We start from the raw sequence: 22,101 nt of genomic DNA, 5'->3' as shown, positions 1-22,101 counted from the left end.
ATTTGTGTATAGAAAAAAGAGAGAAAGCACAATACTTTCTCTCTTTTTTCTATCTTATTAAATTTTAGTTGATGTAACCCATTGGGTTAACCGCTCTACCGCTTTTCAGCACTTCAAAGTGTAAATGAATACCTGTTGAACGTCCGGTAGTACCCATGATACCAAGTTGTTGTCCTTGCGAGATACGTTGTCCAACAGAAACACTTAGATTAGATTGCATGTGTGCATATAAGCTGGAATAGCCATCTCCATGATCAACAATGACTCTATAACCATAACTTCCTGCGTAAGAAGCTGCAGTAACTGTTCCTGCACGAGAAGATCTTATTGGTCCACTACCAGCAATATCGACACCCGAGTGGAAAGAGCTACGCTGACCAGTTACAGGGTGTGTACGGTAACCGAAAGGAGAGCTGATATAACCACTTGCAGGACGAACCCAACCACTACTTGTTGGAGCAGCACTAGATGTTGAATTGTTTGAAGACGTTGCAGCTGTAGCTTGCGCTGCTGCTGCTTTACGTTCTTCTTCTTTTCGATTTGCTGCAGCTGTAGCTTGTGCTGCTGCTCGACGTTCTTCTTCTCTTCGATTCGCTGCTGCTGTAGCTTGCGCTGCTGCTGCTTTACGTTCTTCTTCTCTTCGATTCGCTGCAGCTGTAGATTGTGCTCTAGATTCTGCTTCAACGTTTGCAACACGTTGCTCTTCTGCTTTAGCCAAACGTTCTTGTTCTTGACGATTTGCGGCTGCTGTACGTTGTTCGTCAGCTTTTTCTCTTTCAGCAGCTAAACTTGCTTGTTCTTTTCGAGCTTCTTCTTCTTGAGCTTCTTCTCGACGTTGTTCAGCAGCTAAAGCCACTCGTTCTTTACGTTCCGCTTCAGCCTGACGCTGGCGTTCTTCTTCGGCTTCTTTAGCGATTGCTTCTTCTTCTGCAATACGTTTTTCTTCGGCTAGGCGTTCTTCTTCCAGACGCTTCTCTTCTGCAATGCGTTCTTCTTCCAAACGTTTTTCTTCTGCTCTAATCTCTGTAGATAAAGCCATTGTTTCTTGAGCTAACTCAAACTGTTCGCTGACAAACTGATCTTTTTCAGAGGAGTTCATTTTATACTTTTCAGCAACAAACATGATTTGATCGTCCAGTTTAACTTGTTGACCCTTTAATTCTTTACGGTTAGTTTCAATCTGTACTACCAATGTTTCAACTTCAGCTTTTTCAATTTGAACTTTTGCCTCAGCTGTGATGACTGCTTCTTGATCACGTCGCTGATCTTCTATAACTTGTTGATTAGCAGATACTAATTTGCTAACCACGCCAACTCGACTGATCAAATCTGAAATGTCTTCTGCCGAGATAATCATATGTATGACGTTCGTAGGATTCCATTTAGTTTGTGTTGCCCGTGCTTGAGTCATTAATTTATCGTTACGCAGTTCAATTGCTTTTGTTAAATCTTCAATTTTTTTATTTAAGTTTTCTATCTCTTCATTTGTTTCCACCAGACGTTGGCTTTGTACATCCAAGTCCTCTGATAATTCTTGTATAGTGATTTGAAGTGACTGTATGTTTCCTTCAAGTTCTTGTCTTTCTTGCTCTAAACTATTCATTTCAGCTTCAGTTTCTTCAATAACTGAACCAAGTTCTCTTGAGCGACCTTTATTATTTTCTATTTGTTCTTTTAAGTCTTCTAGGGGCTCCTCAGCTTGTACAACGCTACCCATAAATGGCGCAAAAGTTGTCAACAGCATCGAGGAAACAAGTCCGACGATTATCTTATTCTTCAAGTGATTTTCCTCCATATAGTAGTAGTCATTTATCATTCAATAGTTGTTTTTTAAGGTAAGTTTTATATTTCCGATGTAAAACAATAGTACCACTCTTGCCTGAACTATAGAATCTATTAACGATTACAGTTGTGTTACACTTGGTTTTAGACAAATTTTAGACAAAATTAACAAAATTTCCTAGTTTATGTGAAACTGATAATAACTTCGTATTATACCATTCATGCCTATAAGAACATGAGAGCTATAGCTTCTTACTCAATAATTTTTTCGAAAAATAAGTCAGCATCCTTTTTTTGTTGTTCTCATTAATTCTCTTTAGTAAACTCCAGCTTACTTTTAGTAACTTTTTTGTAAGTTTAATATGTAAAAGAACCTCAAGTATCAGCGCATGCTGACACTTGAGGTTCTGATTTTTATCTAAATTTCGGATTCATTTCACACTGCATTCAGGAGGCGATGGAATTTCCCCCTGACATTTTCAATCAGTCTCTGTATTTCAAGGCCAGTCCTTTGAGGAAATTCCTCACGTATCTGTCCCCGCATTCCTGATAATTGCGGTGATCTTCTTTTCTCAAAACGGCACTCAACTCACCCTTTGAAATACTGACTCCGGTATCATACCGAAGCCAGCTTCTTTTACAACCCGTAGCATAGGGTGTTCTTAATACTCTCCTTGACATAGTGTCCAGATTAAAGAAAAACAGTATAAATTGCTGGTTTTCTTTTTTATAGAGTCTAACGATTTTCCGTTTTCATTGGTCCGTCATATTTGCGAGCGCCTTAAACATTTCTACTCCACGCAAAATATTTTCATCACGATAATCATAGGCATTCGTGTGTATTTGAGGGTACTCTTCGCCATTCCCGATATAGAAAAATGCACCTTTTGTGCACTTTGTATAGTGTCCAAAATCTTCGGATCCCCGGTATGCTTTTTCCAACTCCGTGTACTCATACCCTAACGATTCAGCTGCTTGGTGTATCTTTGCCACGTTTTCTTTATGATTGAATGTTTCAGGAAATTCATCTTGATAAGTAAATCCCACCTGTAATTGTTCTTGTGAGGCTAACTCTTTTACGAAAGTTTCAACGTTCGTTTGTAACCGATTTAAATCCTTTTCTGCATACGCACGGATAGTTAATTTCAAATCCCCTTCTCCTGGAGAAACACCAAAAGCTTCGGACCCCACAGCGATTTGAATGACCGTAGCCAAAACCTTCCCAGTGTTCTCTTTTAATTCCGTAAATCCTGGAAGAGCTTGAACCACTTTTGCAATCGCTAAAGCAGGATTCTGTCCATCTTCCGGTTGGCTTGCATGGGCTGGCGTCCCTTCAAAATGAATCGTCATTCCTTTAGAAGCAAAATGAGTCGTTCCTTCCCGGGCAGATATCGTTTGGTAAGGAAGACCGCTAAAGTTATGGTATCCATAAATTTCATCGATCTGTTCATCTTTGATTAAATCCACACATTGAATCGCTCCATCACCTGTTTCTTCAGCTGGTTGAAACAAAAAGAAAGTGTTGTTCGCTGCTCCTTCTTGATCAATTTCCAAAGCAAATCCAATCATCGTTGCTGCATGCCCATCGTGCCCGCATTTGTGTGCTTTTCCTGGGATTTTAGATGCCCAAGGTAATTCAATTGCTTCATCCATCGGAAGGGCATCGAAATCTGTACGGAAAGCAATATTCAGCCGATCATTTCCAGCTCGATAAACCGCATAAAACCAATTTCCTTTATCTACAATTCCTAGATCCGTTTGTTCTTGTAAAAAATCCATTAACCGTTGCTTGGTCCACGTTTCTTCATTTGAAAGTTCGGGATGCTGGTGCAATTCGTGCCGTAAAGCTACTGCTTTTCCATAATTTTCTTGTTTCATCTGTATACCCTTCTTTCATTTTTACTCGTTGAGTCCGAAATTCCAGATATGTAACAGTTCAAAAGAAACTATTTGACGAAAATGAAATCTGTTAAGGCGTGCTCCTGTTTCAATCAAAAAAAAAGCGTATTTGCGCATTATACTAACGCTAAAGAGATGAAATAGCAATTCATATTCTTTATAGATGCCTATCCTCACTCTCTCGCCATTTTCAATAGAAAGGAAACCCTAAAGGATTTGTGTGATTTTGTAGAAGAATATATTTCATTTTATAATCATAATCGTTATCAAAAAAAATTAAAGAAGATGACCCCGATAAGCTAATGGGGTCATCTTCTTTGGACTGCATAGTGTCGTTTTTTAAAAAGTGTATAGTTTAAAGGTAGTCATTCACTGGGATACTTTCAAGTTTTTATTGAAACAATTACTCTCCTCTATATTTCAAGGTCAGTCCCTTGAGGAAATTCCTCGCGTATCTGTCCCCGCATTCCTGATAATTGCGGTGATCTTCTTTTCTCAAAACGGCACTCAACTCACCCTTTGAAATATTGACTCCGGTATCATCAAGAATATCCAAAACGTCTTCATTTGTAAGCGATAAGGCAACTTTCACTTTTTTTAGCAAAATATTATTGACGTCTTTACTGTGTTTCAAAGAGAACGTCATTTTTACTGGTTCTCCCGTTTTTGATACTTGTCTCCCTCTTTTATAGACGATCAATCCATTGAGAAAAGATTCCAGCATCAGATCTGTACAATCTTCCTTGTACAGATTTTCTGAGAATTCATCTTCTTCATCCACCTGAATATCTTTTTCATCCTGTTTTGAAAGGAGTTGTCTTACTTCTTGCATGGGTATCTCCATTTCACCCAATTTAAAAATCTCTACCAATTCTGAATCCTTTAACTCTAGCGCATAGCGCAGTCGCAGCAATCGGTCATTATTATTCATTGTTTCAGCACCTTCCTGATCATAATCATCATGTGTTTTCTACTATAGTATACCGGGAACGGGCATTAATTTAAAATGAATTTAAGTCGAGCTCACCAAAACTCATCGTTCCTAAACAAACAGCTTAACATCTAGTCCTGTATTTCCGAATTCCATGGTCTATATGTGTACACGTTCCCTTGATTTGATATAGTAACTGTACCGAATAAATGAATAACATCTGTGTTCTGAATTTAGTGTTCCAAACCAATATATAAAAGAAAGCCACCCACGTATTTGAACGGAATCAAATCCAGTCGGTATTATCGAAAATTTTTTTTGGATAATGACCATGAAAGGTGCGGTATCATCAGCATGATTTATGTGAGCATATTTCTGGCTATAATTTATGTGTTGATTATTTTTCCAGCCAATATCGTCTTAGCTTTCCTGATGGATACAGGTAGTGCTGGCTTGGACCGAATCAGATTGAAATGCAATAAACTACATTTGGAAAAATAAAAATAACCTGCTGATGGTCACTGTCAAAGTTTAACCATCTGCAGGTTGTTTTTATTCGCATATTTAAGGAACATGTTTTGATCCTGTAATGAATCTACATCACTTTTAGTTGACTTTTTCAGCTTCTTTTCTGACTCGGACGGGTTCTGACTTTTTGTCACCCGAAAGCAATTTTTCTGCAATGATCAATAAGATTGGTAGAATGACGTCATCCGCATAGCCGACCATTGGAATGAAGTCAGGAATCAGATCGATAGGACTGATGATGTAAAGGACGATTCCCAACACCATAAATTTCCTTCTTGTGTCGACTTTAGCGTCAAAAAGAGACAGGATCAGCGTTTTGATTTGTGTCATGGGCGTTTTTCTCTGTTTTTTGTGTAGTTTCATCTGGCAGCACCCTTTCATGATTACTCGTTGTTTTTCCCAATATTTTTAGGACACGTGTTTCACATTGGCCTTTACTTTTTTGTACAACAATAGTATAACTTTACCTTTTTAAAAAATAAATCAGTCTTAAGGACTATTTTTTAATTATTCATTAAATAGTTTATAATTTCAGCCTGTATGCTTAAGTACGCTCAACATCAAAAGCTAAAGCGTTTTTATTTTATACACCCTGTTATTTTATTTTTAAATACTTCAAAATGGAAAACGTATTCTCTTGCTATATGTTAGACATTCCGATAGTAAAGTACTAGTATATATAAGACAAATGACAAATTAGGAGTGGTCGTGTGACTTGGGATGTATTGGATATTATGGGTGCCATAGCTTTTGGGATAAACGGAACACTGGTTGCTTCAGAGGAGAACTACGATTTATTGGGAGCGTACATTCTGGGGTTCACCACCGCTTTTGGTGGGGGCGTGATCCGGAACTTACTGTTAGGTGTATCCGTTGAAGGAATTTGGATACAAAAAAGCTTATTCATCATTGCGTTTGTTTCCATCACCTTTACTTTTTTCTTCCCGCATAAATGGAAGCATCATTTTAAACATAGTGCCGTCTTTTTTGATGCCGTCGGATTGGCTGCGTTCGCTATTCAAGGAGCGAATTATGCGGTTTCGATTGATGCGCCGGTCATTGCCGTTGTGACTGCCGCTGTCTTGACCGGTGCTGGCGGAGGCATAGTAAGAGATTTACTGGCCGGGCGCAAACCGGTGATTTTCTATTCAGAAATTTACGCCTTGTGGGCTGCCTTAGCTGGGTTGTTTATCGGACTTGACTGGATAAGCGGGCCTTACGTCGTGACCGTTTTATTCATTGCGCTGATCATCTTGAGGCTAGCATCGATCTACTATAAATGGACCCTCCCCCACTATTTTTCCGCACAAAAGAGGAATGGTTTTTATTAAGCAGAAATTCAGCACACAAAAAATCACTCTCGTTTCGGACTATACCCTAGCCCGATCGAAAGTGTTTTTTTCTGTGATGCTATCTTCCCTTTATTGTTGCAATAGTTCACCTGTACTTCATTCAGTCATCTAAGCCGACACGTTCAAAGATCTCATCAACATTTTTCAGATGGTAAGTATAATCAAAGGCATCATCCAGTTCTTCCTGATTCAGTAAAGACATGATTCTTTCATTTTTTTCCAGCAAGGGCTTGAATGCAGTCTGTTTGTCCCATGCTTCTGCTGTTCTCGGCTGTACCAGATCATAGGCATCTTCTCTGCTCAAGCCTTTATCGATCAGTTTCAAAAGCACACGCTGGCTGTATATCAGTCCAAACGTCGCATTCATGTTCCGTTTCATATTTTCCGGGAACACGGTCAGATCACGGACAATATTAGTAAACCGATTCAGCATGTAATTTAAAAGCGTCGTACTGTCCGGTAGTATAATGCGTTCGGCCGAAGAATGAGAGATATCGCGTTCGTGCCATAACGTGACATTTTCATAAGCCGTCATCATATGTCCGCGTATAACACGAGCAAGTCCGACCATGTTTTCTGATCCGATCGGGTTGCGTTTATGCGGCATGGCTGATGACCCTTTTTGCCCCTTAGCAAAGCCTTCTTCCACTTCTCTTGTTTCTGACTTCTGCAATCCTCTAATTTCAGTCGCAAACTTCTCTACACTGGTTGCGATGAGTGCTATCGAGCTCAAATATTCAGCATGCAGATCACGTGGCAGGACTTGAGTGGAAATTTCTTGTGGACGTGTCCCTAATTTTTCACAGACAAATTTTTCTACGAATGTCGGAATATTGGCAAACGTCCCGACTGCTCCGCTTATTTTGCCCGCTTCCACTCCTTTTGCTGCATGTTCAAAGCGTTCGATATGGCGTTTCATTTCTGAATACCAAAGAGCGAGTTTCAATCCAAATGTGGTCGGTTCGGCATGTACCCCGTGTGTTCGACCCATTGTCACAGTATATTTATGTTCTTTTGCCTTCTCGCCGATTACTTCAAGCAATTGCTGCAGGTCATGTCTCAACACATCATTCACTTGTTTCAGCTGGTATCCATAGGCTGTATCCACTACATCAGTACTGGTCAAGCCGTAATGGACCCATTTCTTTTCGTCACCGAGTGATTCGGAAACTGAGCGGGTAAACGCAACAACGTCGTGTTTGGTCTGCTGTTCGATTTCTAGAATGCGCTTGATATCAAACGAGGCATTCTCACGAATTTTCTGAACATCTTCTTTAGGAATTACTCCCAGTTCCGCCCAGGCCTCGTCTGCTAAAATTTCAACTTCCAGCCAGGACTGATAGCGGTTTTTTTCTGACCAGAGTTCTTTCATTTCAGGTCTTGAATAGCGTTCAATCATATCGTCAGTCTCCTAATTCCAAATTTTCGTTTCATCAATAGCGTGTAAAGTTTCTTCTATATTATCAGTCAAGATAGTGACGTGTCCCATTTTACGTCCGACTTTGGCACCTGTTTTCCCGTAGTCATGGACATGCCATGATGGCTGAGTGTTGTTCAGCTCCAACGCCTGGTAAAAATGTTCGCCCAGAATATTGATCATCACAGCTGGTTTCAATAATTCGACGTCAGGTAAGGGATATCCGCAGATGGCCCGGATGTGCAGGTCGAATTGAGACTCTGTACAGGCTTCGATCGAATAGTGTCCGGAATTATGCGGACGTGGTGCTAATTCGTTGGCGTAGATTTTTCCAGATTTCGTTAAGAACAGTTCCACACCAAGAACACCCACTAACCCCATTTTCTCAGCAATGGTTTTTGCCATTCTTTCTGCCTCTTTAAATGTATCTTCTGAAATACGAGCGGGGACGATGCTTTCAAGCAAAATATTATCCTGATGAATATTCTCTGAAACAGGTAGGGTCACGACATCACCCGCTTCGTTACGGGCCACCATGATCGAAATTTCTTTGTCGAAAGATACCCATTCTTCCAGGACGCATGTACCCTTTTCGAGTAGATCCAAAGCTTCTTCTAAATCTGACTCAGACTTCAAAACGACTTGACCTTTTCCGTCGTATCCCCCGCGAATGGTTTTCAATACCGCAGGATAGCCGAGGGTTTTTACCCCTTCCGTTAAATCAGCTTTCGTTTCAATTTTAGCATAGGAGGCAATCGATATGCCTGCTTTTTTCAAGAATTCTTTTTCATTTAAACGGTTTTGAGTGATCAAAAGTAACTCTGTCCCTTGCGGAATCGCTATAGCGACTTGTTCGAGGACACGCTCGATCGTTTGGGCATCGACATTTTCAAATTCGTACGTCAGCACGTCACTGCGCTCGGCCAGTTCTTTCAAGGCTTCTAAATCATCATAGGCGGCTTCGATATGCCAGTCGGCTATCTGAGCAGTTGGACAGTCGGGTGTGGGATCTAAAACAGCTATCCGGTACCCTCTTTCTTTGGCGGAAAAAGCCATCATCCGTCCGAGTTGTCCGCCACCAATGATGCCGATTGTGCTTCCAGGTTTGATTTGTTTAGACAAGAGCGTCACTACTTTCCAAAACTTTCTGTTTTAAGGCTTCTCTTCTCGATTCGATTCGTTCGGCGATTTTTAAATCAATGGTACCTAGTATCTGCGCTGCCAGAAGTCCGGCATTCGTTGCCCCCGCTTTGCCGATTGCAACAGTCGCGACGGGTACGCCGCCAGGCATCTGAACAATGGACAGAAGTGAATCCAGTCCATTCAAAGCCTTGGATTGCACCGGTACCCCAATGACAGGCAGCGTCGTTTTTGCCGCCAACATACCCGGTAAATGAGCGGCGCCACCTGCTCCGGCGATGATCACTTTGATGCCGCGCGCTCTTGCCTCTGTTGCATATTCAAACATCAAATCGGGTGTGCGGTGTGCAGAAACGACCTTTTTCTCATAGCCTATCTTCAGTTCGTCCAGCACCTCACACGTGTGTTTCATTGTTTCCCAGTCTGATGTGCTTCCCATAACGACTCCTACTTCGATTGCCAAATCAAACGCCTCCCAATTTAGTGATCAACTACTCTTTCCTCTAGTTTACTCTTAAAGCGCCCTGTTTCCAATGTCTGTCCGGTATACACAACCCGATGTATCCACTGATGCAAGTGCCTGGTAGATGTTATCTTGTGCATCTTTAATCGTATCACCCGATGCTTCGACCAAATAAATCCGTCCACCGTCTGAAACTAATTCGCCCGCTTCTTCTTTGACGCCTGCGAAGTATAAATGAACGCCCTCTGTTGATTCAGGAAGACTTAGCGGAATACTTTTCTGATAGTTTTCCGGGTATCCTTCTGCAGCAACGACGACGCCTAAACTTACCCCGTCTTTTTTCCAGATCAGTTCAGGTTCGTTATCTTCTAACAAATCAGTGATCACTTGAGCCAGGTCAGATTCCAATCGGTTCATCAGCACCTGAGTTTCAGGGTCACCAAAACGCGCATTGAACTCGATGTTTTTGGGTCCTGCATCTGTCGCCATCACACCCGCATACAATATACCCACAAAAGGAGTCCCATTTTCCATCATTCCAACAGCCGCCGGTACCAGAATTCGTTCAACTGCTTCTTTCACGATAGATTCTGATATGTGCAGCACGGGTGCGTAAGCTCCCATCCCTCCGGTATTGGGTCCTTTATCCTCTTCAAGCAGACGTTTATGGTCTTGAGAAATAACCATCGGGTACACTTTTTCGCCATTGACGAATGCCATCAGGGAGAATTCTTCGCCTGTTAAGTATTCTTCGATGACCACTCTTGTATTCAGTGCGCCATATTTCTTGTCCAGCATCATGTCCTTTAGAGCGTTTAATGCTTCTTCCTTTGTTTCAGCAACGACAACACCTTTACCTGCAGCCAGACCATCTGCCTTTATCACAACCGGAACAGTCCCCTGTTCGATATACTTCCTTGCTGAATCATAGTCACCAAACGACTGATAGTCTGCTGTCGGGATATCTTTTTTAACCATCAGTTCTTTTGCAAATTCTTTTGAGGCTTCGATCAATGTCGCTGCTTTTGAGGGCCCGAATATTTTCAATCCTTCTGCCTGGAAATCATCCACTATCCCGTTAATCAACGGGATTTCCGGTCCGACGACCGTCCAGGAAATGTCCTCTTTTTTTGCGAAGTTGATCAAAGCTGTGTGATCCGACTGGTCTATCTCCAAAACCTCGATGCCGTCTTTTTTCATGCCTGCGTTTCCCGGCGCACAAAAAACGGTCTCGACTTGTTCACTTGATAAAAGCTTTTTAGCAATCGCGTGCTCGCGACCGCCTGCCCCGACAACTAAAAGTTTCACTGTCTTCTCCCCTTCATCGTGCCTTATTGTGCTTATTTATACCTATGTAAAAAGGAAAGAGAGGTCCCCCCCTCTTCGATCAATCTTAATGTCTGAAATGACGCGTCGCCGTGAACACCATTGCTATCCCGTGTTCGTTCGCTTTATCGATCGATGCCTGATCTTTGACGCTTCCGCCTGGTTGAACGATGGCTTGAATGCCATGTTCAGCGGCATACTCCACGCTGTCATCCATCGGGAAAAAGGCATCACTCGCAAGAACGGCTTCTTTTGCCTGTTCCCCCGCCTGTTCGATGGCTATTTTCACAGCGCCTATCCGGTTCATCTGACCGGCACCAATACCTAAAGTCTGCTTGTCATTCCCAACGACGATCGCATTACTTTTAACGTGTTTAACGGCTTTCCAGTTTAATTGCATAGCCGCCATCTGCGCGTCAGTCGGTGCTTTTTCTGTCACAACTGTCCATTCAGGCGCTTCTTTTTCGTCGATCATATCCTGATTTTGGACCAGCAGGCCGCCTAAAACAGATACCGTCTCTTTGCCGCCTTTTCTCGCTTCTGAAAAATCCAGTTCCAGTAACCGGACGTTTTTCTTTTTAGTTAAAACTTTTAAAGCATCTTCAGAATAACTCGGAGCAATGACGATCTCCAAAAAGATTTTGTGCAGTTTTTCGGCTAAGGCTAAGGATACTTCTGCGTTCACGACGACGATGCCGCCAAAAATCGACATAGGGTCCGCTTCGTATGCCCGATCAAACGCTTCTTCGACCGTCTGACCGATGCCGATGCCACACGGATTCATATGTTTGAGTGCGACGGCGACCGGTTCATCAAAATCACGGGCGATTCGAATCGCTGCATCCGCATCTTTGATGTTGTTAAAGGACAATGCTTTCCCGTGCAGTTGCTTGGCTTTCGCTATAGAGAAGCTTGACGCCAGCGGTTCTTCATAAAAGACCGCTGTCTGATGACTGTTCTCTCCGTATCGCAGTGTTTCTTTATGATCATACGTGTGTGTCGCTGTTTCCGGTTCGGTTTCTCCAGTTAAAGCTGTTAAGTAATCAGCGATCAGCGCATCATAACTTGCTGTGTGTCGGAAGACTTTTGCGGCTAGTCGTTGTCTTGTAGCTATCGACGTTTCCCCGTTTTTTGCGAGTTCTGCGATCACCTCGTTGTAGTCGTTGGAATCGACTACAACTGTCACTGAAGCAAAGTTTTTCGCCGCACTGCGCAGCATGCTTGGTCCGCCGATATCGATCTGTTCGATGGCTTCTTCAGGAGTCGTCTCTGTTTTCTTGATGGTTTCTTTGAATGGGTAAAGATTCACACAGACAAAATCGATTGGTTGAATATTGTGCTCGTCCATCGCCTTCATGTGGCTGTCAAGGTCACGGCGTCCAAGCAATCCGCCGTGAATAATTGGATGCAGCGTCTTCACGCGTCCATCCATCATCTCAGGAAACCCGGTCACTTCTTCAATGGAAAGCGTGGAAATACCCGCTTCATCTAAAACCCGCTTCGTCCCGCCGGTCGATATGATTTCTATGTTCTGTTTTACTAATGCTTTTGCAAAATCTACTATGTTGGTTTTGTCTGATACACTAATGAGTGCGCGTTTCATAATGACATGCTCCTTTTGCAGCTTTTTAGCTTTTCAGCTTTTTAATATACGTTTGAATGACTTCTGGAAATAGCTCATGCTCGAGTGCATGTATTTTTCCTTCTAATAATTCTATCGCATCGCCTTGATGAATGGCAACTTTTCTTTGAGCCAGTACCGGACCTGTATCGATTCCCTCATCCACTAAATGGACCGTTACGCCGGTTTCAGTCGCCCCGTCATTAAACGCATCTTCAATGCCTTGTCTTCCGGGGTATAGTGGCAAGAGCGATGGATGGATGTTCACTATTCTTTTCGGGTATGCTTTTAAGAGCGTGGCTCCAACGATCCGCATGCAGCCGGCCAGAACAATCAGTTCAATTGACTCAGCCTGCAGATGATCCAGCACTTCTGTTTCATAGGCTATTTTTGACTCAAACGCTTTCGGCTGTAAAGTGATAGATGAAATGCCTAACCGTTCTGCTCTCTTTAAAACATAAGCTTCTGGTCTGTCACACACCAGCAAAGCGATTTCCGCTTCTACTTTCCCGTCCCTTACTGCCTCAACGATCGCCTCAAAATTCGACCCATTTCCAGAAGCAAAAACCGCTATCTTCATAGGCTGAATTTTATTCAAAGGTGATCGCCTCATCTTTATTTCCAGAAACTTCGCCGATCGTAACGGCCGATTCACCCGCTTGAGCTAAGCTCTGGAGCACGGCTGCTTCATTTTCTGAAGGAACAGCCAGGACCATCCCGATGCCCATATTAAATATACCGTACATTTCTTCACGTTTCAGTTCTCCGTGCTTTTCTAACAATGTGAATATGCCAGGAATAGGCCAGGACCCTGTTTTAATCGTCGCAGAAAGTCCTTCCGGCAGCATGCGTGGAAGATTCTCGACAAATCCGCCCCCAGTTACATGAGAAATGCCGTGTACCCAATCTTTTTTCAGTAACGGAAGAACAGACGACACATAAATTTTTGTTGGTTCCAATAACGCTTCCCCAAGTGTTGTTTCACCTAATTCTTCAAAGGTCGATTCGAACGTGAATTTATTTTGAACAAAACAGATCTTTCTGACCAGAGAATAGCCATTTGAATGGATACCGCTTGAAGCAATGCCGATCAGTTTGTCGCCGGTTTTGACGTGTTCAGGTGTCAAGAGACGACTCTTTTCGACAACGCCTACACAGAAGCCGGCGACATCATACTCATTTTCCCCATACATATCTGGCATTTCAGCTGTTTCTCCCCCGATCAACCCTGCCCCTGCCTGGACGCACCCATCAGAAATGCCCGCGACGATCTGTTCCATTTTTTCCGGAACGTTTTTGCCCGTCGCGATGTAATCCAGGAAGTAAAGCGGTTCGGCTCCCTGAGCTAAAATATCATTGACACACATGGCCACACAATCAATGCCGATCGTATCGTGTTTGTCCTGCTGGATCGCTATTAAAAGTTTAGTCCCTACCCCATCCGTTCCAGAAACTAAAACTGGCTCCTTGACCTTTATTTTTGACAAATCAAACGTCCCGCCAAAACCGCCCAAAGCGCCCATCATTCCCAGTCGTTCGGTACGTTTCGCGTGTTTTTTGATGCGTTCAACTGTTTCATAGCCCGCTTCTACATTTACTCCTGCATTGGTGTAGGCATTTCCCATTTAATAGATCCTCCTTATATTCATCACTAACCATATTAACGTCAGACATGATTAAAACATTTGTGGATTACTTTCTTTGATTTTATTTAATGTCTTCCTATAGTCGACTTCATAATCATACAACGATGTCGGGTAGTCTCCCGTAAAGTAGGACATACACAGTCCATTGTGAGGTGCATCAAATTTCAATCCGATCGATTCAACAGTCCCTTCGATACTTAAGAAGGATAAACTATCTGCCCCGATTTTTTGGCGAATCTCTTCAACGGAGTAATCAGCTGCGATCAGTTCTTTCTGGTTTTGGATATCGATGCCATAAAAACACGGATATTTCAAAGGTGGAGAAGAAATACGAACATGAACTTCAGCCGCTCCCGCCTCTTTCAGCAACTGAACGATTCGTTTACTCGTCGTTCCGCGCACGATTGAATCATCGACCATGATCACTTTCTTCCCGGCTACGACTCCTCTAACAGCAGACAACTTCATGCGGACGCCTTGTTCTCTCAACTCCTGCGTTGGCTGAATGAATGTGCGGCCGACATACTGATTCTTGACCAGACCCATTTCATACGGGATGCCGCTCTCTTCAGCGTACCCACTTGCCGCAGACAACGAAGAGTTAGGGACCCCGATAACCATGTCTGCATCCACTGGTGATTCTTTTGCCAGTCGTTTGCCCATGTTTTTACGTGCCGTGTGGACATTGACTCCACCGATGTTTGAATCCGGTCGGGCAAAGTAAATGAATTCCATCGAACAGATCTGCGTCACCGTCTGATCAGTATAGGTATCAATGGTATAGCCGGAATCATCTATAGTAACTATTTCTCCTGGCTGAACTGAACGGATAAACTCTGCACCGACCACTTCCAGGGCGCAGGTTTCACTCGCCAGCACATAAGCGCCGTTTTCCATTTGTCCAATAGACAAGGGGCGAAAGCCGTTTGGATCAAGGGCACCGATCAGCGCATCTGGGGTCAGCATCACATACGCAAAAGCCCCTTTCACTGTATTCAGACTTTCTTTGATGCGTCCCATCAACGTATCCTGCTGGCTGCGCCTTATCAGATGCATCAGCACTTCCGTATCCGAATTTGAATGAAAAATAGCACCGTTATCTTCTAATTCTTTGCGCAGGCTCAACGCATTGATCAAATTGCCGTTATGCGCCAGTGCGATTTCTTCATCATGAAATTTGAATAAGAACGGTTGGATATTCAAGATGCTGTTATTGCCGGCCGTACTGTAGCGGACATGTCCAATTCCTGCATCACCAGTCAGTCCTTGTAAGTCTCTTTCATCTTTGAACACTTCAGACAACAAGCCGAGATCTCTATGCCCTTTCAAACGCCCCTTATGCTTCGTGACGATCCCGGCACCTTCCTGACCGCGGTGCTGCAGACTGTGGAGTCCGAAGAAATTCAACTGTGCTGCATCCGAATGTCCCCAAACTCCAAACACGCCACATTCTTCATTTAAACTTTTGACTTCAGCAACCATGGAATCGCTCCTTCCCAAATCTGTTTCAGTTCGTGCACGTTCAGTTCCAATTTTTCATCCTGAGTTTGAATCACTGCGATCCCCGTATCTGTCACTTCTCCGATTTCTGCTGCATCTGATCCAAATAAATCTTGGATGTTTTCAGCCGATTCCGGTTTAACTGACAAGACAAAACGGGAAGGCGATTCGGAAAAAAGCCATTCTTTCGGCAGGTCTACTTTTACATCTAAGCCATATTCATTTGAGAATGCTGATTCCAGAAGAGCCACGGCCAGTCCACCTTCAGAACAGTCGTGGGCGCTTTCGACCCAACCGTTGCGGATCGCTTCCAGTACTTTATCTTGGATCATTTTTTCTTTCATTATATCAAAAGCGAACAATTCACCTTCGATTCTTCCCAATTGCATTTTCTGAAGTTCCGACCCATTAAAATCAGCTTTTGTTTCGCCGATCGCAAAGATTTTATCTCCAGCTTTTTTGAAATCAGCCGTCGTGACATGATTCAAGTCTTTGACCAGTCCGACCATTCCGATCATAGGTGTCGGATAAATTGCTTCTCCATTGGTCTCGTTGTATAAAGATACATTACCTGAGATAACAGGCGTTCCTAAAGTCTCGCAGGCTTTGGCAATACCGTCTGCCGATGTCCAGAGTTCCCAGAACACTTCCGGCTTGTCCGGATTACCGTAATTCAGGCAGTCTGTAATAGCTAACGGTTCTCCGCCACTCGCCACAATATTTCTGGCTGCTTCCGCCACTGCCATCTGTCCACCCATTTCCGGATTCAAGAACAGGTAACGGGCATTGCAATCCGTCGTCATTGCCAGTGCTTTTCGTGTGCCCCGGATACGTAAAACTGCCGCATCACTACCGGGCCCAACCACCGTATTGGTTCGAACCATTGAATCATAGGTCTCATAGATCGATTTTTTAGACGCGATCGTCGGCTGCTGCAGAAGTTGTTTGAACGTCTCGCCGGCATTTTCAACGACAGGTTCGAATGCTTTCATTTCTTTGAATTGCTGGATACGCGCAGGTTCAACATATTCTTTATGATAGATAGGCGCATCTTCCGCCAGGGCATCAACAGGCAGGTCCGCGACCTGTACTCCTCTATGATACAAACGGTATTGCCCATCATCTGTGACGTGTCCGATATTGACGGCCTCGAGTTCATACCGTGAAAACAATTCTTTTACACGTGCTTCAGACCCTTTCGTCACACAGATCAGCATGCGTTCCTGTGACTCCGACAACATCATTTCATATGGGGTCATGTGCGTTTCACGCTGTGGCACGTCATCTAAATTCAGGACCAGTCCGCTGCCCGCTTTCGAGGCCATCTCAGCACTGGACGAAACCAGTCCGGCGGCCCCCATATCCTGAATGCCGACCAAAATATCACTGTGATCCTGGATCAGTTCCAGACACGCTTCCAATAATAATTTCTCCATAAACGGATCACCGACCTGAATAGCTGAACGTTCGGATTCTTCGCCATCACTGAATTCTTCAGAAGCGAACGTCGCGCCATGGATACCGTCTCGACCCGTTTTAGCTCCGACATACATGATCGTGTTGCCGACGCCTTTAGCTTGTCCTTTTTGAATATCTTTATGATCGATCAGTCCGACACACATCGCATTTACGAGAGGGTTGTCTTTATAAACGGGATCAAAGCCGATTTCTCCGCCGACCGTTGGAATACCGATACAATTGCCGTATCCACCGATACCAGCCACGACTTCTTCCAGCAAATATTTAGTCCGTTCATTATCCAGTTCCCCAAAACGCAGGGAATCAAGCAAAGCGATCGGGCGCGCACCCATACTGAAAATATCGCGGATGATGCCGCCTACACCGGTAGCTGCACCTTCATAAGGTTCGATCGCCGAGGGATGGTTATGACTTTCCGCTTTAAATACGACCGCCTGGTTGTCACCGATATCGACGATCCCGGCGCCTTCTCCCGGCCCCTGAAGGACGCGAGGCCCGTTTGTTGGGAATTTACGCAGAACCGGTTTTGAATTTTTATATGAACAGTGTTCGCTCCACATAACTGAAAAAAGTCCGGTCTCCGTATAATTCGGCAGACGACCCAGGATGTCTTCAGATATCATGCGATACTCTTCATCGGTGAGTCCCCACTGTACATAGATACGTTCGTTTTTAATCATTTCTGCTGAGGGTTCATGAACGGTTTTCATACTTCTGTAGTCTCCTTTGCAAAGTTCTGGACCATCGACTCAAAAAAGCGCAGACCGTCACTTGATCCAAGCAAGTCTTCAACGGCTCTTTCAGGATGGGGCATCATGCCAAGGACATTGCCTTTTTTATTGATAATGCCGGCAATATTTCCGACCGACCCATTGGGATTTTCAGACGCATAGGTAAAGACGATCTGGTTATTGGCTTTTAAATCAGCCAGCGTGTCGTCGTCACAATAATAATTGCCTTCGCCGTGAGCAATCGGGATGGTGAGAACTTCGTCTTTCTCATATTCTGAAGTAAATTTAGTGTTAGTATTTTCCACTTTCAGCTCAGTCGTCTTGCAGATGAAATGCAGGTTTTTATTCCGCTGCAGGGCACCCGGGAGCAGACCGGCTTCGACTAAAATCTGAAAGCCGTTGCAGGTTCCAAAAACAAGTTTGCCTTCATCAGCGAACCGCTTCACTTCACTCATGACATTGGAAAAACGGGAAATTGCGCCACACCTCAGATAATCTCCGTATGAAAAACCTCCAGGAAGGAGTACGCCGTCAAAGCCAGCTAGACTTGTTGCGGTATGCGGAACATATTCTGCTTCTTCGCCCACACCGTCTCTGATTGCATGGAGCAGATCGATATCACAATTGGAACCGGGAAATTGAATCACTGCAAATCGCATGCTCAAACCGTCTCCTTTACTTCTTCGATCTCATAACGGTAAGTTTCCATGACCACATTAGCCAGCAGCTTGTCACACACGGTTTCGATGACCTCTTCAACCAAACGTTCTTCATGTTTAGATACCTTTATTTCAAAATATTTACCGATGCGGATATCGTCGATTTCATCAAATCCCATCCGGTGAACGGCACCTCTGACCGCTTCCCCTTGAGGGTCCAAAATAGATTCTTTATAGGTTACATAAACTTTTACGTTATACATGCGTCACTACTCCTTTTAAAGTTGGTTTAAGCGATTCAATACTTCCCGATACAAGGGAATGATGTCTCCAAGGTCTTGTCTGAATATATCCTTATCCAGCCTATCGTTCGTCTTTAGGTCCCATAAACGGCACGTGTCTGGTGAAATTTCATCAGCCAGTATGATAGTGCCCTCTTTTGTTTTTCCAAATTCCAGTTTGAAGTCAACCAGTCTGATTCCTGCTTGTTGGAATAAAGATATCAATGCCTGATTGATGTGTCGTGCCTGTTTCTTCAATTCTGCCACTTCTTCTTCCGCTGCAAGCTCAAGTGCCAGAATATGATCATCGTTGATCAACGGATCGTTCAGAGCGTCGTCTTTTAAATAGAATTCCAAGACCGGAAACGGCAGGTCTTTTCCTTCTTCTACATCTAAACGCCTGGAAAAGCTTCCTGCTGCAACGTTTCGTATCACTACTTCCAACGGAAACATGCCTACCCTTTCAATGGCCTGATCCGTATCAGACAGTCGCTCGATGAAGTGACTGGGAATGCCTTTTTCCTTTAGTTTTTCAAAGATCAGACTCGTAATCTGATTGTTCAGTTCGCCTTTGCCTGCTATGGTTTCTTTTTTTGCTCCATTGCCTGCAGTGGCCTGGTTTTTATAGGTGACCCATAATACATCGGGTTCAGTGGTTTCAAATAGTTGTTTTGCCTTTCCTTCGTAAAGAATACCTCTTTTTTCCAACAGAATACCCCTCCTTGACTTATCTCTTAAACACGAACATTAGGCTCTTTTAATTTAAGTATCGTTCTTATCTGTCGATGTGTCTTCATCATAATTAATATGATTCTATGAGTCAACCTTTCTGTGGATATTTTCTTTTAAATTTCGTCTATCGTTCGTAATTTCGTTTCATTCATACTTTTCAGTTACTTAATAAAAAATAAAGACTGTAAAAAACGAACATCATTCTCATATACAATAAAGATCTTCAGTGAAATAAGCTTGATGATTTGTTGAATAAATTAAAGCACAAGCTTTCGGTTTTTCACCGGAAACTTGTGCTCATTATAATTATAATACTTTTGCTAAAAAATTTTGTGTGCGTTCATGTGTCGGATGAGTAAAGATATCTTCCGGTTTGCCTTGTTCGACGATATAACCACCGTCCATAAACAGTACACGGTCGGCCACTTCTCGGGCAAAACCCATCTCATGTGTGACCACAACCATCGTCATCCCCGATTGGGCTAAATCTTTCATGACTTTCAACACTTCTCCAACCATCTCGGGATCGAGAGCGGATGTTGGTTCGTCAAACAGCATCACATCAGGATCCATCGCTAAGGCACGGGCAATCGCTACACGCTGCTGCTGCCCGCCGGATAAACTAGCAGGATACGCCTCGACTTTGTCTCCCAGCCCCACTTGTTCAAGGAGCTCTACCGCTCTCTTGTCAGCGGCATCCTGCGAGATCCCTTTCGACTTGACCGGCGTAATGGCTAAATTCTGTTTGGCTGTCATGTGGGGGAACAAGTTAAACTGCTGGAAAACCATGCCCATTTTTTGACGCAGCTGATTGAGTTCTGTTTCTTTCAACCCGGTCAGAGACGTGTTCTCAAACACGATTTCTCCATCAGTTGGTTCTTCAAGCAAGTTCAGACAACGCAGAAAAGTTGATTTACCGGAACCCGAAGGTCCGATCACTACAACCACTTCCCCTTTTTTAATTTCTTCATTGATATCCTTTAACACAACATTTTTACCAAATGATTTTTTCAAGTGATTTACTTTAATCATGATTCATTCTCCCTTCGTAGTAGTTCAAGAGTTTCGTTAAGCTAAAGGTCAACGTGAAGTAGATAAGCATCGTGATAAAGAGAGGCAAAATACCCTGGAAGGAGATCGAACGAACCACACGGGTTTGAAAGATCAGTTCCCCTACACCGATGACGGATACGATCGATGATTCTTTAATGATCGTAATGAATTCATTTCCGAGTGCCGGCCAAATATTCTTCAATGCCTGCGGGAAAATGATATGACGCAGCGCATCATTTTTACTCATCCCTAAACTTCGAGCCGCTTCCTCCTGCCCTTTATTCACCGAGTTCAAACCACTTCTTATGATCTCGGCGATATACGCCCCGGAGTTCAGCGATACAGCTATGATCCCGGCAGTCAATGCGGGTAAGTTGAAGAACATCCCGGAAGCAAAGTAGATAAACATTACTTGAATCAGCATCGGCGTTCCACGAACGAATTCGATATAAGCCGTCGCTAGTGCTCTGAATAAGAATCTTTTTGATAGACGCATCAAAGCGAGAATGGCGCCTAAAATGAGTCCGAAAAATACTGCGACAGCGGAGATGAGCAGGGTGATTTTTGTCCCATCCCAGAAATATCTCCAGTAATCTGAAACAAAACCGGATTCTTCATCTCCCTGGGCCATATATTCGCCGGCTACAACGAGATAGTCTTCCGTTAGATTCTGCTCTTCAATTTCCGCTAAACTCTGATTGACCGCTTCTACTAAGGAATCTTCCCCTTGTCTGAAAGCAACGGCTGAGCCCGCATCATCGTCTTCCATTTCAAACTCACCGACAAATGTGAACAAATCCTCGTCACTACCAGCATGTGCTTCTGCATTAGGTCCTTGCATGACGATCGCTTCGATACGGTTGGTTTTCAAAGCCAGCAGCAGATCACTTAAGTTAGTTAAACTCATAATTTCCGCATCGTCTATCTGATCTACCAAACCTTCCTGTAAAGAGCTGGATTGAGCCCCGATACGCAGCCCCTTCAGTGACTCCAGTGACGTATACACTTCTTGATCTTCGGTTCTTATCATAATATTTTGAAACGTTTTAAAGTAAATTTCAGAAAAGTCGACACTTTCTCGACGTTTTTCTGTGGGCGTCATCCCTGCAATGACTACATCAACATTTCGTGCCTCTAATGCCGGCAGCAGACTGTCAAAACCAATGTCTTTAATTTCCAGTTCCACGCCCAAGTCATCCGCTATTTTTTGAGCGATCATCATGTCCATACCGACGACCTGACGTTCGCCGTCTACCTCAGCATAAAACTCAAACGGCGGAAAATCAGCGCTTGTCCCAACAACCAGGACACCTTCATCCTGCACGCGCTCAAGAGCGGATCCGTCTTCTGCCGACACGTGATCTGATGGTGTGAACAGACCGGTCAGCACAAGTAAAAATATGAGTACCCCTTTTACACTCTTTTTCATATCATTCTCCCCTTTGTTATCTTTCATTAAGCAACTTAGAAAGTATCATACCACCGTAAAAGTAATTATGCAATATAATTATAAAAAAAGAATAAATAATAACGTTTTCAAACATTTAATGCATACTTTGTG

20 protein-coding genes and 1 pseudogene are annotated in these 22,101 nt (G+C 43.5%); 2 read left to right on the top strand and 19 right to left on the bottom strand.

Features of this window, described 5'->3' with window-relative positions:
* Positions 1–64: 64 nt before the first annotated feature.
* The 3 genes and pseudogenes from AX762_RS06195 to AX762_RS06185 all read right to left on the bottom strand — a co-directional run bounded on the left by AX762_RS06195 (position 65) and on the right by AX762_RS06185 (position 3,660).
* Positions 65–1,780, bottom strand: a complete 1,716-nt coding sequence (locus tag AX762_RS06195; RefSeq protein WP_071848289.1) for a peptidoglycan DD-metalloendopeptidase family protein — start codon at positions 1,778–1,780, stop codon at positions 65–67.
* A gap of 485 nt (positions 1,781–2,265) precedes the next feature.
* Positions 2,266–2,394 (bottom strand): annotated as a pseudogene (locus AX762_RS06190) (DUF1456 family protein); the annotation flags it as partial.
* 141 nt (positions 2,395–2,535) lie between these two features.
* Positions 2,536–3,660 (bottom strand): M20 family metallopeptidase, encoded by a 1,125-nt coding sequence (locus AX762_RS06185; RefSeq protein WP_071848288.1) that lies wholly within the window; start codon positions 3,658–3,660, stop codon positions 2,536–2,538.
* Between the two features lie 171 nt (positions 3,661–3,831).
* On the opposite strand from AX762_RS06185, the gene AX762_RS13310 reads away from it, so the two are divergent.
* Positions 3,832–3,984, top strand: coding sequence for an IS3 family transposase (locus AX762_RS13310; RefSeq protein WP_083432843.1), 153 nt, complete (start codon positions 3,832–3,834; stop codon positions 3,982–3,984).
* Between the two features lie 100 nt (positions 3,985–4,084).
* On the opposite strand, the gene AX762_RS06175 is transcribed toward AX762_RS13310, so the two are convergent.
* A complete protein-coding gene (locus AX762_RS06175; protein ID WP_071848286.1) occupies positions 4,085–4,612 on the bottom strand; it encodes a DUF1456 family protein in 528 nt (175 codons plus the stop codon).
* A 606-nt stretch (positions 4,613–5,218) separates the two neighbouring features.
* A complete protein-coding gene (locus AX762_RS06170) occupies positions 5,219–5,470 on the bottom strand; it encodes a YkvA family protein (protein ID WP_177244047.1) in 252 nt (83 codons plus the stop codon).
* A gap of 380 nt (positions 5,471–5,850) precedes the next feature.
* On the opposite strand from AX762_RS06170, the gene AX762_RS06165 reads away from it, so the two are divergent.
* A complete protein-coding gene (locus AX762_RS06165) occupies positions 5,851–6,471 on the top strand; it encodes a trimeric intracellular cation channel family protein (protein WP_071848284.1) in 621 nt (206 codons plus the stop codon).
* A gap of 121 nt (positions 6,472–6,592) precedes the next feature.
* Here AX762_RS06165 and purB read toward each other — a convergent pair whose 3' ends face one another.
* The 14 genes from purB to AX762_RS06095 all read right to left on the bottom strand — a co-directional run bounded on the left by purB (position 6,593) and on the right by AX762_RS06095 (position 21,969).
* Entirely contained in the window at positions 6,593–7,891 is a 1,299-nt protein-coding gene (purB, locus tag AX762_RS06160) for an adenylosuccinate lyase (protein ID WP_071848283.1), read from the bottom strand.
* Positions 7,892–7,903: 12 nt separating this feature from the next.
* Positions 7,904–9,031 carry a 5-(carboxyamino)imidazole ribonucleotide synthase gene (gene purK, locus AX762_RS06155; RefSeq protein ID WP_071848282.1) on the bottom strand — a complete coding sequence of 376 codons (1,128 nt, stop codon included), beginning with the start codon at positions 9,029–9,031 and terminating at the stop codon, positions 7,904–7,906.
* On the bottom strand, positions 9,024–9,512 hold the full coding sequence (gene purE / locus AX762_RS06150; protein WP_143139311.1) for a 5-(carboxyamino)imidazole ribonucleotide mutase: 489 nt from the start codon (positions 9,510–9,512) through the stop codon (positions 9,024–9,026). The genes purK and purE overlap by 8 nt, the downstream gene beginning before the upstream one ends.
* A 51-nt stretch (positions 9,513–9,563) precedes the next feature.
* Positions 9,564–10,820, bottom strand: coding sequence for a phosphoribosylamine--glycine ligase (gene purD, locus AX762_RS06145; RefSeq protein WP_071848281.1), 1,257 nt, complete (start codon positions 10,818–10,820; stop codon positions 9,564–9,566).
* 85 nt (positions 10,821–10,905) lie between these two features.
* Complete coding sequence (purH, locus tag AX762_RS06140) at positions 10,906–12,441, bottom strand: bifunctional phosphoribosylaminoimidazolecarboxamide formyltransferase/IMP cyclohydrolase (RefSeq protein WP_071848280.1); 1,536 nt, start codon at positions 12,439–12,441, stop codon at positions 10,906–10,908.
* A 25-nt stretch (positions 12,442–12,466) separates the two neighbouring features.
* On the bottom strand, positions 12,467–13,039 hold the full coding sequence (purN, locus tag AX762_RS06135; protein ID WP_071848298.1) for a phosphoribosylglycinamide formyltransferase: 573 nt from the start codon (positions 13,037–13,039) through the stop codon (positions 12,467–12,469).
* Between the two features lie 10 nt (positions 13,040–13,049).
* Positions 13,050–14,084: a phosphoribosylformylglycinamidine cyclo-ligase gene (gene purM / locus AX762_RS06130; protein ID WP_071848279.1), complete on the bottom strand. Its 1,035-nt coding sequence runs from the start codon at positions 14,082–14,084 to the stop codon at positions 13,050–13,052.
* 51 nt (positions 14,085–14,135) lie between these two features.
* Positions 14,136–15,587: an amidophosphoribosyltransferase gene (gene purF, locus AX762_RS06125; RefSeq protein ID WP_071848278.1), complete on the bottom strand. Its 1,452-nt coding sequence runs from the start codon at positions 15,585–15,587 to the stop codon at positions 14,136–14,138.
* Entirely contained in the window at positions 15,563–17,794 is a 2,232-nt protein-coding gene (purL, locus tag AX762_RS06120; protein WP_071848277.1) for a phosphoribosylformylglycinamidine synthase subunit PurL, read from the bottom strand. The genes purF and purL overlap by 25 nt, the downstream gene beginning before the upstream one ends.
* Positions 17,791–18,474, bottom strand: a complete 684-nt coding sequence (purQ, locus tag AX762_RS06115) for a phosphoribosylformylglycinamidine synthase subunit PurQ (RefSeq protein ID WP_071848276.1) — start codon at positions 18,472–18,474, stop codon at positions 17,791–17,793. The genes purL and purQ overlap by 4 nt, the downstream gene beginning before the upstream one ends.
* A gap of 2 nt (positions 18,475–18,476) precedes the next feature.
* Positions 18,477–18,737, bottom strand: a complete 261-nt coding sequence (gene purS / locus AX762_RS06110) for a phosphoribosylformylglycinamidine synthase subunit PurS (protein WP_071848275.1) — start codon at positions 18,735–18,737, stop codon at positions 18,477–18,479.
* Positions 18,738–18,752: 15 nt separating this feature from the next.
* A complete protein-coding gene (purC, locus tag AX762_RS06105; protein WP_071848274.1) occupies positions 18,753–19,463 on the bottom strand; it encodes a phosphoribosylaminoimidazolesuccinocarboxamide synthase in 711 nt (236 codons plus the stop codon).
* 330 nt (positions 19,464–19,793) lie between these two features.
* The gene (locus tag AX762_RS06100; RefSeq protein WP_071848273.1) at positions 19,794–20,519 is read right to left on the bottom strand and encodes an amino acid ABC transporter ATP-binding protein; all 726 of its coding nucleotides are present in this window, start codon (positions 20,517–20,519) and stop codon (positions 19,794–19,796) included.
* Complete coding sequence (locus AX762_RS06095) at positions 20,512–21,969, bottom strand: ABC transporter substrate-binding protein/permease (protein ID WP_071848272.1); 1,458 nt, start codon at positions 21,967–21,969, stop codon at positions 20,512–20,514. Before AX762_RS06095 ends, AX762_RS06100 begins: the two co-directional genes overlap by 8 nt.
* Between the last annotated feature and the right edge of the window lie 132 nt (positions 21,970–22,101).

The sequence above is a fragment of the Alkalibacterium sp. 20 genome, from assembly GCF_001885615.1.
Lineage (GTDB): Bacteria > Bacillota > Bacilli > Lactobacillales > Carnobacteriaceae_A > Alkalibacterium.
Note: the sequence above shows the minus strand (reverse complement) of the source record. Positions and strands in the feature narration are given on the sequence as shown.